This window comes from Mycobacterium sp. (genome assembly GCF_035314905.1).
GTDB lineage: Bacteria > Actinomycetota > Actinomycetes > Mycobacteriales > Mycobacteriaceae > Mycobacterium.
Window position 1 is genome coordinate 1 of record NZ_DATFYW010000126.1, and the last position, 11,768, is coordinate 11,768.

At 69.2% G+C, this 11,768-nt stretch carries 10 protein-coding genes and 3 pseudogenes; 9 read left to right on the plus strand and 4 right to left on the minus strand.

The features are described from left to right. Positions 1-156 precede the first annotated feature (156 nt). Positions 157-306: pseudogene (locus VKG81_RS10405) on the plus strand (PPOX class F420-dependent enzyme); the annotation flags it as partial. A gap of 331 nt (positions 307-637) precedes the next feature. On the opposite strand, the gene VKG81_RS10410 reads toward VKG81_RS10405, so the two are convergent. Beyond that, positions 638-928, minus strand: a complete 291-nt coding sequence (locus VKG81_RS10410) for a WhiB family transcriptional regulator (protein WP_324395839.1) — start codon at positions 926-928, stop codon at positions 638-640. A 405-nt stretch (positions 929-1,333) separates the two neighbouring features. Between VKG81_RS10410 and VKG81_RS10415 the strand changes: the two genes are divergently transcribed. From VKG81_RS10415 to VKG81_RS10425, 3 genes are all read left to right on the plus strand, one after another. Next, on the plus strand, positions 1,334-2,137 hold the full coding sequence (locus VKG81_RS10415) for a hypothetical protein (RefSeq protein ID WP_324395840.1): 804 nt from the start codon (positions 1,334-1,336) through the stop codon (positions 2,135-2,137). Positions 2,138-2,221: 84 nt separating this feature from the next. Beyond that, positions 2,222-2,800 (plus strand): sigma-70 family RNA polymerase sigma factor, encoded by a 579-nt coding sequence (locus VKG81_RS10420; protein ID WP_324395841.1) that lies wholly within the window; start codon positions 2,222-2,224, stop codon positions 2,798-2,800. Next, positions 2,793-3,914: an anti-sigma-D factor RsdA gene (locus VKG81_RS10425; RefSeq protein ID WP_324395842.1), complete on the plus strand. Its 1,122-nt coding sequence runs from the start codon at positions 2,793-2,795 to the stop codon at positions 3,912-3,914. The genes VKG81_RS10420 and VKG81_RS10425 overlap by 8 nt, the downstream gene beginning before the upstream one ends. Positions 3,915-3,955: 41 nt before the next feature. Here VKG81_RS10425 and VKG81_RS10430 read toward each other — a convergent pair whose 3' ends face one another. After that, positions 3,956-4,360: a DUF5319 domain-containing protein gene (locus tag VKG81_RS10430; protein WP_324395843.1), complete on the minus strand. Its 405-nt coding sequence runs from the start codon at positions 4,358-4,360 to the stop codon at positions 3,956-3,958. 246 nt (positions 4,361-4,606) lie between these two features. On the opposite strand from VKG81_RS10430, the gene guaB reads away from it, so the two are divergent. The 5 genes from guaB to guaA all read left to right on the plus strand — a co-directional run bounded on the left by guaB (position 4,607) and on the right by guaA (position 11,012). Next, positions 4,607-6,073, plus strand: coding sequence for an IMP dehydrogenase (guaB, locus tag VKG81_RS10435; RefSeq protein ID WP_324395847.1), 1,467 nt, complete (start codon positions 4,607-4,609; stop codon positions 6,071-6,073). A gap of 53 nt (positions 6,074-6,126) precedes the next feature. Next, positions 6,127-7,254 carry a GuaB3 family IMP dehydrogenase-related protein gene (locus VKG81_RS10440; protein ID WP_324395848.1) on the plus strand — a complete coding sequence of 376 codons (1,128 nt, stop codon included), beginning with the start codon at positions 6,127-6,129 and terminating at the stop codon, positions 7,252-7,254. Between the two features lie 71 nt (positions 7,255-7,325). Continuing rightward, the gene (locus tag VKG81_RS10445; RefSeq protein ID WP_324395844.1) at positions 7,326-9,062 is read left to right on the plus strand and encodes a GMC family oxidoreductase; all 1,737 of its coding nucleotides are present in this window, start codon (positions 7,326-7,328) and stop codon (positions 9,060-9,062) included. 40 nt (positions 9,063-9,102) lie between these two features. Next, the gene (locus VKG81_RS10450) at positions 9,103-9,408 is read left to right on the plus strand and encodes a hypothetical protein (RefSeq protein ID WP_324395845.1); all 306 of its coding nucleotides are present in this window, start codon (positions 9,103-9,105) and stop codon (positions 9,406-9,408) included. A 26-nt stretch (positions 9,409-9,434) separates the two neighbouring features. Next, a complete protein-coding gene (gene guaA / locus VKG81_RS10455) occupies positions 9,435-11,012 on the plus strand; it encodes a glutamine-hydrolyzing GMP synthase (RefSeq protein WP_324395846.1) in 1,578 nt (525 codons plus the stop codon). A 27-nt stretch (positions 11,013-11,039) separates the two neighbouring features. Here guaA and VKG81_RS10460 read toward each other — a convergent pair. Both VKG81_RS10460 and VKG81_RS10465 read right to left on the minus strand, forming a co-directional pair. Continuing rightward, positions 11,040-11,604 (minus strand): annotated as a pseudogene (locus tag VKG81_RS10460) (MerR family transcriptional regulator); the annotation flags it as partial. After that, a pseudogene (locus VKG81_RS10465) lies at positions 11,604-11,768 on the minus strand (SDR family NAD(P)-dependent oxidoreductase); the annotation flags it as partial. The pseudogenes VKG81_RS10465 and VKG81_RS10460, both read right to left, overlap by 1 nt.

Genomic DNA, 11,768 nt, shown 5'->3' on the forward strand with positions numbered 1-11,768 from the left:
CTCGACATGGCCGGCTTCGACATCGAGGCGCTGATGAAGGCCGATGAGGATCAGGCCGACGCGCTGGACAAGGCACACGCCGAGATGGCCGGCCGGGCCCTCGAGGTGGACGAGGTGATCGCGGCGGGCGCGAGCTAACCCGATGTCCGGTTTGGCGAGGAGGGCGGCGCACCTGAACTGCTCGACGAGCTGAACACGGGGATGTTCGGCGCAGGCGGCAATTTCCCGCCGCCTGACGCGCCGCCCGGGTACCTGACACGCATCACGATCGAGAAGGTCGACGGCGTCGGGCCCTGGGCATCCTGACGGCAGAGACAGCGGTGGTGGAGAAGCCGGAGGAGGAGGAGCACACCGGTCATCACCACGGCCACGCTCACTGAGACAGCCGAAAAAGCGGAGCATCCCCGGCCCCAACGGCCTCGAGACTGAAACCACTGCGGGTGTTCTCGGCGTGTCGTCGCAGCGATTTACGTGTCGCGGTGGGGGCCGGGTGCGGCTGTAATCCAACACCACCGAGACAGCGGTGGTGGAGAAGCCGGAGGAGTCCTCCGACGAGCATGACGGGCACGTGCACTAGTCCGCCCGAACGGTGAAGGCCCATCCCGAGATCGGGATGGGCCTTCACCGTGGCCAGATGTCAGGCCGTGCGGCGGATGCCTCGTTTCAACAGAATCTCTCGCTCGGATTCCGACAGTCCACCCCAAATGCCGTACGGCTCACCGACGGACAGTGCGTGGGCGCGGCACTGGGCGATCACCGGGCAGCGCCTGCACATCTCCTTGGCGCGCATCTCGCGTTGCGCCCGGGCGCGGCCCCGCTCGCCGTCGGGGTGGAAGAACATCGACGAATCGACGCCCCGGCACAAGCCCTGCATCTGCCAGTCCCAGATGTCTGCGTTAGGTCCGGGTAGCTGCTGCGGCTGTGGCATGGAAAACCCCTCTCGCCAAGTCCATTTGGAGCCCAAGCGGACGGTGAGTCGTGGAACCGATCTCCAGAGATGTCGCCGATGACTACTCGTGCAGACAAGGTAGGGGCGCTTAACAAATTCAGTCAATAGCTACCGGGTGTGCCGAATGACATAACCGCAGCTAAGGAATTTACGTCACGTTCATCGTTGGGATGCCTTCGCACCGGTGAACATGGTGTTAGGGGACGCGCGCCGCGCCATCGCACAGAGTTTCCGCAGTTCGCATCGCGCTGTGTCGCCGGGCATTTTCTAGCGCTCAGTAGGCAGTTGACATCGAGTTAACACGCAGCCCACAAACTGTTAACGAATGTTGCTAAGCTCCATCGGCATCTGGCGGCGTCGTGTTGCTGATACGGTCGCCCTTCGATGACCGGTCAGCGATCGGCGGTGTTGGCTGCCGCGGCGTTCGGCGACGATCCTGGTCGGTGGCCGCTGCCCGCCGCCGAGACATCGCATGACTTGTGGCTGCGGGCGGTGGCCGCGGGAGGCCAGGGCCGCTACGGCTGCGCGCACGCCGACCTGTCTACGCTGCGCCGGCGCGTCAGCACCGGTTCGCTGGCCTCGCTGGCGCACAGCACCTGTGGGTCGTTCCTGCGCCAGTTGGGCGGCCATGCCGACGCTCGTCGCTGGGACGGCCGTGCCCTGGCGCTGGCCGGCCGACACGCCGCAACCAGCGAGGCCGCCATCGACGCGCTGATCGGCCTTTCGGCCGACGCGCTGGGTTTGCGGCGCTTCGCCGCGTGCGCTGCGTTGCTGGAACGAGCGCGGGCACTGCTTGACGAGCCCGGCCTGCCCGAGCGGCTGGCGCTGCGCTGGCAGTGGGTCGCCGCCGAGCGGGCGATGGTCGGCGGCGAGGGCGCAGAAGCGGTCCGGCACGCCGACCAGGCGGCCGAGCTGGCTGCCGGATCGCGGTCGGCACGGCACCGGGTCAAGACCGCCGTTGTGCGCGCCGCGGCGTTGTGCAGCGCCGGTGAGGTCGACCTGGCGCGCACGGTGGCAGACGAAGCGCTGGTCAGCACGGCCGGGCTTGGCCTGATACCGCTTCGGTGGGCGGCGGCCAGCCTGCTCGCCGACATCGGCAGCAACGTTCGCGACGCCGCGGAGGTACGGGCCGTTGTGCACGCCAGCGCCGAGGCCGTACGACACGGCGGGGGTGTTTGGTCTCGGTGACGTGATCGGGCGGAGCACGGATCGTTATTGTCGGTTGGGTCGCCGGGAAGCTCCTGGCTCGTAACGTTGAGGACGCCGTCGTCGATGACAAATTCGGGAGATCGACTCGATGCTGTCGTTGCTGACGCAGTAGCCGGCAATCGGGACGCACTCCGTGAGGTGCTCGAGACCATTCGCCCAATCGTGGTGCGGTACTGCCGCGCAAGGATCGGGACGGCAGAGCGAAGTGGTCTGTCGGCTGACGATGTGGCGCAGGAGGTGTGCTTGGCCGCCATCACGGCGTTGCCACGCTACAGGGACCAGGGGCGGCCCTTTCTGGCGTTCGTGTACGGCATCGCGGCCCACAAGGTGGCGGACGCCCACCGTTCGGTCGTGCGCAACCGTGCCGAGCCCACCGATGAGGTTCCCGAGCGGGCCGCGGCCGACGTCGGGCCAGAGCAAATGGCCATCGAGGCGGACTCCGCTATGCGAATGAACGCGTTGCTGAACCTGCTGCCCGCCAAGCAGCGCGAAATCCTGATTCTGCGGGTGGTCGTCGGGTTGAGCGCCGAGGAGACCGCTGATGCCGTCGGCAGCTCGGCCGGTGCGGTCCGGGTGGCCCAGCATCGCGCGCTGGCCCGGCTGCGGGCAGAGATCATCGAGGCAGGTCGCGACTATGCCTGAGTACGAATCCGGATTGGAAGCGGTCGCGCGGAGCGATCGCCTGCTCGACGCGCTCGCCGCCGGTGCCCGGATGTCGCCGACGGATCCCGTCGCGTCGATGCTTGCCGGCTGGCGTGATGAGGTGCGCCGGGCCCCGGACACCCACGTGATCTCGCTCGCCGAGGGGGCAGCGGCCCTCACCGAGGGCAAGCAAGCGGGCCCGCGCCACCGGTTCGGCATCACGATGATCGGCGCGGTCGCGGCGGCGCTGTTGTGCCTCGGCGGCTTCGGCGCGGTCATCTACGGCGCCGGGCCCGGCGATCCGCTGTACGGCCTGCACACCGCGCTGTTCGGCTCGTCGCCGACCACGCGCGGAGACCAGGTCGCGCTTGCCGCCCAGACCGAACTGGAGCAGGTGCAACAGCTCGTCCAGCAAGGCCAGTGGCAGCAGGCACAGGACAAGCTGGCCGCGGTCAGCACGACCGTGCAGGACGTCACCGACACGCAGCGCAAGCAAGAGCTGATCAACCAGTGGAACAGCCTGACGGTCAAGGTCGTCCAGCGTGACCCCGGCGCGACGCTGACGCCGGGTGCGCCCCCGCCGATTCTGCCGGGCATGTCGACGCCGCTGCTTCAGGGGCCTGCCGTGGTGCCCGGGTCGGCGAGCCCGTCGTCACCCTCGTCCTCAACGTCGTCCTCGTCGTCACCAGCGACCACGACGACCTCCGGGTCGGAGACCAGCACCACGACGAGCGCCTCGGCGGCGACCAGCTCGCCGCCGTCGACGACCTCGAGCCCGGTTGCGGCGCCGCCACCCCCGCCGCCGTCGCCCGCGACGTCGGCATCGCCCTCGACGTCGGCATCGCCGTCGACGACAACCTCGACGTCGACGGCCACCGCGGCGCCGACCGCGACCACGGTCACCTCAACGCCGCGCACCGAGGACACGAGCACGGCGGCGGCGGGGACGTCATCGCAGCAGCAGGCGCCCGCGCTGGTCCAGCAGCAGACCCCGGAGAGTGCCCCCGCCCCGACGGCAGCCCCCCACGGCGAGGAACACGGGTCCGCTCCCGGACCGTATGGAAACGGGCCGGAGGCACCGGCAACCACGGCCGAGCGCGGCGCCGGGAACTGAGCCGGCCCAGGCAGCACACCCAGGCCGGCAGCGAACTCAGGTCAGCGGTAGCCGTCGGGATCCGTGGTTGCCTCATTGAGCGAGGCGTCGGCATAGCCGCGGCAGTAATCCCAGGTCACGTACGCGTCGGGTTCGGGGTCATAGGCCGGCTCGTGCGGCCGGACGGTGCCGTCAACCAGCAGCTGCAGGAGGTTGGCACGCAGCATGTCCCAGTCGTGGTAGTGGTCCTGCTGGCACTCGTCGCAGCAGACCACCAGACCGCGAATTCCCTTGTGCGCCAAGAGCGCCTCGTAGACCGCGAGATCGGCGAGGTCGGCCTCCACCGCGCTGCGCTCCTGCGGGTCGAGCGGCTGGCCCGGCTCGATCGCATCCAGTGCCGCCGACGGGTCGTACGGGTCCTCGGCGAAGGGGTCGGGTGGCAAACCCGGTGGCAGATGGTCGCGCACGCCTCTACATTACGCAGCCGCACAGGTCTCGCGCCAGCGGATACGAGGCGTGCCGCCGCGTCCGCGGGGCCCGCGGCGGCGCCGGGAAATCGGCGTCGATGCCGATAGGATGGTGTCCTAGCGCCGCGCCGATGGAGGCCCCCACCCATGTCGATTGTCGAAGGTAGTGCCGCGGTGGATTCCTATGTCCCCGACGCGCTCGGCGCCGCGGTGCCCACCGGTGGCGACGACCCGCACAAGATCGCGATGCTGGGTCTGACCTTCGACGACGTGTTACTGCTGCCCGCGGCTTCCGACCTGGTCCCGGCCGCGGCCGACACCTCCAGCCAGCTGACCCGCAGGATCCGGCTCAAGGTGCCGCTGGTCAGTTCCGCGATGGACACCGTGACAGAGGCCCGGATGGCGATCGCGATGGCCCGCGCCGGCGGCATGGGAGTGCTGCACCGCAACCTGTCCGTCACCGAGCAGGCCGGCCAGGTCGAGATGGTCAAGCGGTCCGAGGCGGGCATGGTCACCGATCCGGTGACGTGTTCGCCGGACAACACGCTGGGCGAGGTCGACGCGATGTGTGCCCGGTTCCGGATCTCCGGCCTGCCCGTCGTCGACAAGTCCGGAGCGCTCGTCGGGATCATCACCAACCGCGACATGCGGTTCGAGGTGGACCAGAACAAGCACGTCTCCGAGGTGATGACAAAGGCGCCCCTGATCACCGCGCGCGAAGGGGTGACCGCCGACGCCGCACTGGGCCTGTTGCGCCGCAACAAGATCGAGAAGCTGCCGATCGTCGACGGGCACGGGCGGCTGACCGGCCTGATCACCGTCAAGGACTTCGTCAAGACCGAGCAGCATCCGCTGGCCACCAAGGACAGCGACGGCCGGCTGCTGGTCGGCGCCGCTGTCGGCGTCGGCGACGACGCATGGGTGCGTGCGATGACCCTGGTGGAAGCCGGCGTCGACGTGCTCGTCGTCGACACCGCGCACGCGCACAACCGGAAGGTCCTCGACACGGTGTCCCAGCTGAAGGCCGACATCGGCGAGCGGGTCGAAGTGGTCGGCGGCAACGTCGCCACCCGCGCCGGCGCCGCCGCGCTGGTGGAGGCCGGCGCCGACGCGGTCAAGGTGGGCGTGGGGCCGGGCTCGATCTGCACCACACGCGTGGTGGCCGGCGTCGGGGCCCCGCAGATCACCGCGATCCTCGAGGCGGTCGCCGCGTGCGCGCCCGGCGGAGTTCCGGTGATCGCCGACGGTGGCCTGCAGTACTCCGGCGACATCGCCAAGGCGCTGGCGGCCGGGGCATCGACCACGATGCTCGGCTCGCTGCTGGCGGGAACGGCGGAGGCCCCAGGCGAGCTGATCTTCGTCAACGGCAAGCAGTTCAAGAGCTATCGCGGCATGGGCTCGCTCGGCGCGATGCAGGGACGTGGCGGCGGCAAGTCGTACTCCAAGGACCGGTACTTTCAAGACGACGTGCTCTCCGAAGACAAGCTGGTCCCCGAGGGCATCGAGGGCCGGGTGCCGTTCCGGGGTCCGCTGGCCACCGTCATCCACCAGCTCACCGGCGGACTGCGGGCGGCGATGGGCTACACCGGCTCGCGGACCATCGAGGCGCTGCAGCAGGCCCAATTCGTCCGCATCACGGCCGCGGGGTTGAAGGAAAGCCACCCGCACGACATCACGATGACCGTCGAAGCGCCGAACTACTACGCCCACTAGGAAGCGGTCGTGGAATGAGCGCTCGCGGGAAGAGGAGATAGACGGTGCGCGACATGGTCGAGATCGGCATGGGCCGCACCGCCCGCCGCACCTACGAGCTGGACGACATCAACATCGTGCCGTCGCGGCGCACCCGATCGTCGAAAGACGTGTCGACGGCCTGGCAGCTCGACGCGTACCGATTCGAGATCCCGGTGGTGTCTCACCCCACGGACGCGCTGGTGTCCCCGCAGTTCGCGGTCGAGCTGGGCCGGCTCGGCGGCCTCGGCGTGCTCAACGGCGAAGGCCTGATCGGCCGCCACGCCGACGTCGAGGCCAAGATCGCGCAGGTCATCGAGGCCGCACAGAAGGAGCCCGAACCGGCGGCGTCGATCAGGCTGCTGCAACAGCTGCATGCCGCGCCGCTGGATCCGAATCTGCTCGGGGCCGCGGTGGCGACGATCCGCGACGCCGGGGTGGTCACGGCGGTGCGGGTCAGCCCGCAGAATGCGCGGCAGCTCACCCCGGCGCTGCTCGCAGCCGGCATCGACCTGTTGGTCATCCAGGGCACCATCGTTTCGGCCGAGCGAGTCGCCCGCGACGGCGAGCCGCTGAACCTCAAGACGTTCATCGCCGAGCTCGACGTGCCGGTGGTGGCCGGCGGGGTGCTCGACCACCGCACGGCGCTGCACCTGATGCGCACGGGCGCGGCCGGCGTCATCGTCGGCGACGGCTCGACCAGCGGGGCGACGACCACCGACGAGGTGCTGGGGATAAGCGTGCCGATGGCCACCGCCATCGCCGACGCCGCCGCGGCACGTCGCGAATACCTCGACGAGACCGGCGGCCGCTATGTGCACGTGCTGGCCGACGGCGACATCCACACCTCCGGCGACCTCGCCAAGGCCATCGCGTGCGGCGCCGATGCCGTGGTGCTCGGCACGCCGCTGGCCGCATCGGTGGAGGCGCTCGGCGACGGCTGGTTCTGGCCCGCCGCCGCCGCTCACCCGTCGCTGCCGCGCGGCGCCCTGCTGCAGGTCGCCGTCGGGGAGCGGCCGGCGCTGCGCCAGGTCCTCAACGGCCCGTCCGACGATCCGTTCGGCTCACTGAACCTCGTCGGGGGCCTGCGACGGTCGATGGCCAAGGCCGGCTACTGCGACCTCAAGGAATTCCAGAAGGTCGGCCTGGCCGTCGGCTCCTGACGGTCCTGCGCCCGGCGAAGTTAGGCCAGCCTCTCTGGATAGTTACCGACCGGTAAGTTCATACTTGTGCGATGGCGCCTGACTACGACGTTTTGATCATCGGCTCCGGATTCGGGGGCAGTGTCACCGCGTTGCGGCTGACCGAGAAGGGCTACCGCGTCGGGGTGCTCGAAGCGGGCCGCCGCTACGCAGACCAGGAGTTCGCCAAGACGTCGTGGAACCTGCGCAAATTCCTGTGGGCGCCGAGGCTCGGGATGTACGGCATCCAGCGCATCCACCTGCTGCGCAACTGCATGATCCTCGCCGGCGCGGGCGTCGGCGGCGGCTCCCTGAACTACGCCAACACGCTGTACGTGCCGCCGGAGCCGTTCTTCAACGACCGCCAGTGGTCGCACATCACCGACTGGCGCACCGAGCTCATGCCGCACTACGACCAGGCCCAGCGGATGCTCGGCGTGGTGCGCAACCCGACCTTCACCGACGCCGACCGCATCATCAAGCAAGTCGCCGACGAGATCGGCGTCGGAGACACGTTCGTGCCGACACCGGTCGGGGTGTTCTTCGGGCCGGACGGGACGAAGGTCCCGGGTGAGACGGTGCCCGATCCGTACTTCGGCGGGGTGGGGCCCGACCGCACCGGCTGCATCGAGTGCGGCTCGTGCATGACCGGGTGTCGCTACGGCGCCAAGAACACCCTTGTGAAGAATTACCTCGGGCTGGCCGAAAAGGCCGGCGCCGAAGTGCTTCCGATGCGCACGGTCACCGGGTTCGAACAGGGTGCCGACGGGCTGTGGCGCGTCCACACGGTGGTCACGGGCCGCTGGCTGCGCAAGCGCCGCAAGACCTTCACCGCGAGCCACGTGGCGCTGGCCGCCGGAACGTGGGGCACCCAGAAGCTGCTGTTCACGATGCGCGACAAGGGCAAATTGCCCGACCTCTCCACGATGCTCGGCCTCGTCACCCGCACCAACTCCGAGTCGATCGTCGGCGCCGGGCGGTTGAGGGTCGCAGACGATCTGCACCTGACCCATGGCGTGGCGATCACGTCGTCCATCCACCCCACGCCCGACACGCACATCGAGCCGGTGCGTTACGGCAAGGGCTCCAACGCGATGGGCCTGCTGCAGACCCTGATGACCGACGGCGCCGGCCCCGGGGGCACCGACGTGCCGCGCTTCAAGCAGCTGCTCAAGAAGGCGCGGCAGGATCCACGCGGCGCCCTGCGACTGCTCAATCCCCGACGGTGGAGCGAGCGGACGATGATCATGCTCGTGATGCAGCACCTGGACAACTCGATCACGACGTTCACCAGGCGCACGCGGCTGGGTTTGCGCCGGATGACGAGCAAGCAGGGCCACGGCGAACCGAATCCGACCTGGATCCCGATCGGCAACGAGGTCACCCGCCGCGTCGCCGAGAAGATCGACGGTGTCGCCGGCGGCACCTGGGGCGAACTGTTCAACATCCCGCTGACCGCGCACTTCCTGGGCGGGGCGGTGATCGGCGACAGCCCGCAGACGGGTGTCATCGACCCGTATCACCGGGTGTACGGCTACCCGACGCTTTCGGTGGTCGACGGCGCCGCGATCTCGGCGAACCTCGGTGTCAACCCCTCGCTCTCCATCACCGCGCAGGCCGAGCGGGCCGCCTCGCTGTGGCCCAACAAGGGTGAGGCGGATCGGCGACCGGAGCAGGGGCTGCCGTACGAGCGGCTGGACCCGGTCCCGCCCGCGCACCCCGTGGTTCCCGCCGATGCCCCCGCGGCGCTGCGGCGACTGCCGATCGAGCCGGTCAGTTCCGCCGGGTGACCCCGGGCTCAGCCCCACCGTTCGAACGTATGATCGAACGGTGGGTGATCTGCAGCCGATCAGCTACAGCGGGCAGCCGGTTCCCGACCCGTTCCGGGCCGTCGAGCCACCGGTTCGCGTCCTGATCGACCTCGCTGCGCTGTTTCCCCGCCGGCCTCACCGCGGTGGCCGCTACCATCCGCGCGGGCTGCAGATGCACAAGGTGGTGGAGGGCCGGCTCACCTGCTGGGGGATCTGCGAGCAGGGCGAGTGGTGGGGCCTGGTGACCTACCCGATCGACTACGGAGCCAACCGCAGGACGGTGACGCACTGGGTTCCCGCCTGGATGTTGCGGAAAAGGCTGTGACGTCCAGCCCACTAGACTTTCAAGTCGTGGCCCAACCTCAATCCGACGTGCATGCGCCCGTGCGACCCGTGCTGGTCGTCGATTTCGGGGCGCAGTACGCGCAATTGATCGCCCGGCGTGTCCGCGAGGCGCGGGTGTACTCGGAGGTGATCCCCCACTCGGCCACCGTCGACGAGATCAAGGCCCGCGACCCCCAGGCCATCGTGCTGTCCGGCGGCCCCGCCAGCGTGTACGCCGACGGCGCGCCGCAACTCGATCCGGCGTTGTTCGACCTCGATGTGCCGGTGTTCGGCATCTGCTACGGCTTCCAGGCGATGGCGCAGGCGCTCGGCGGCAGCGTTGCCCGCACCGGCACCAGCGAGTACGGCCGCACCGAATTGAACGTAACCGGCGGAGAGCTCCATACGGGCCTGCCCGGCACCCAGCCGGTGTGGATGAGCCACGGCGACGCGGTCACCACCGCCCCGCACGGGTTCGACGTGGTGGCCACCAGCGCCGGCTCGCCGGTCGCCGCGTTCGAGAACCGGGCCCGTCGGCTCGCGGGTGTGCAATACCACCCCGAGGTGCTGCACTCACCGCACGGTCAGCAGGTGCTGAGCCGGTTCCTGCACGAGTTCGCGGGCATCGATTCGACGTGGACACCGGCCAACATCGCCGACACGCTCGTGGAGCAGGTGCGCGGCCACATCGGTGACGGGCGCGCGATCTGCGGGCTGTCCGGGGGAGTGGATTCCGCCGTCGCCGCGGCGCTCGTGCAACGCGCGATCGGCGACCGGTTGACGTGTGTGTTCGTCGACCACGGCCTGCTGCGCGAGGGCGAACAGGCCCAGGTGGAGCGCGATTTCGTCGCCGCCACCGGTGCCCGGCTGGTGATCGTCGACGTCAAGGACCGGTTCCTCGAGGCGCTGTCGGGGGTCACCTATCCGGAAGGCAAACGCAAGATCATCGGACGCGAGTTCATCCGTGCGTTCGAGGGTGCGGTGCGAGACATCGTGGGAGACAGCGGGTCTGAGGTCAAGTTCCTCGTGCAGGGCACGCTGTATCCCGACGTCGTGGAGTCCGGCGGGGGCAGCGGCACCGCGAACATCAAGAGCCATCACAACGTGGGCGGCTTGCCCGCCGATCTGAAGTTCACGCTCGTCGAGCCGCTTCGGCTGCTGTTCAAAGACGAGGTGCGTGGCGTCGGCCGTGAGCTAGGTCTTCCGGAGGAAATCGTTGCGCGCCAACCATTTCCGGGGCCGGGACTGGGCATTCGCATCGTCGGGGAGGTCACCGCGCAGCGGCTTGACACGCTGCGACGGGCCGATGCGATCGCACGGGAGGAGCTGACCGCAGCCGGGCTGGACAATCAGATCTGGCAGTGCCCGGTGGTGTTGCTTGCCGACATTCGCTCGGTGGGTGTGCAGGGCGATGGCCGCACCTACGGCCACCCGATCGTGCTTCGGCCGGTGTCCAGCGAGGACGCGATGACCGCCGACTGGACCCGGGTGCCCTACGACGTCCTCGAGCGCATCTCCACCCGAATCACCAACGAGGTTGCCGAGGTCAACCGGGTCGTGCTGGACATCACCAGCAAGCCGCCGGGCACCATCGAGTGGGAGTGATCGCCAGCGCGCAGCGACCCGGGCTCGTCACTGCGGGTCGGGGTCGGGTGACTTCTCGATGAAGTCGGTGAGTATCCGGCTCGCCGCCGACTCGATGTCCGATTCGATCGAGGAGGCGAGCGTCGTGGCGACCGACGCGACGGCCTGGGTGCGGAACCGGACCAGCATCGTGATCAACTCGGCGACGTCGGTGTCCCCCGGGAAGTGCCTCGCCGGGTTTGATCCTGTCGGCGACGTGCTCGGCGCCCGCCCTCACCAGGATGGAGCTGATCTGGTCGACCAGGGGCAGCACCTGCTCGTGGATGTCGATCAGTTTGTCGATGCTGACGCCATACTGGCGGATCTCGTTGAAGGCCTCGATCAGCTTCGGCCGGACGATCGTGGCGTCGTCGCCGCGCTCGGGGCTGTGCTCGATGCGGATCAGGCCCAACCCGACCAACCGGTCGAACGCCGCCGCGTCGGCGATCATCCGCCGGGCCTCGGCGAGAGGGACGGTCTCCGGCTTCTCGGTCGCCCAACTGCCCGCGAGCGCCGTCTCCAGGCCGAGCACGTCGCCAAGGTTCTTGCCCTGCTCCCAGGCGCTGAGCATTTGGACAGTTCGGCGGCCAGGGTTTCCGACAGCGACAGCACGCCGGCCTTGCTGACGTTGTAGGCGGCCATTCCGGGCGCGGCGGCGAAAGCGGCGGCCGACGCGACGTTGATGATGCCGCCGTAGCCGGCCTCGCGCAGGATCGGCGTGAACACGTGACAGCCGTG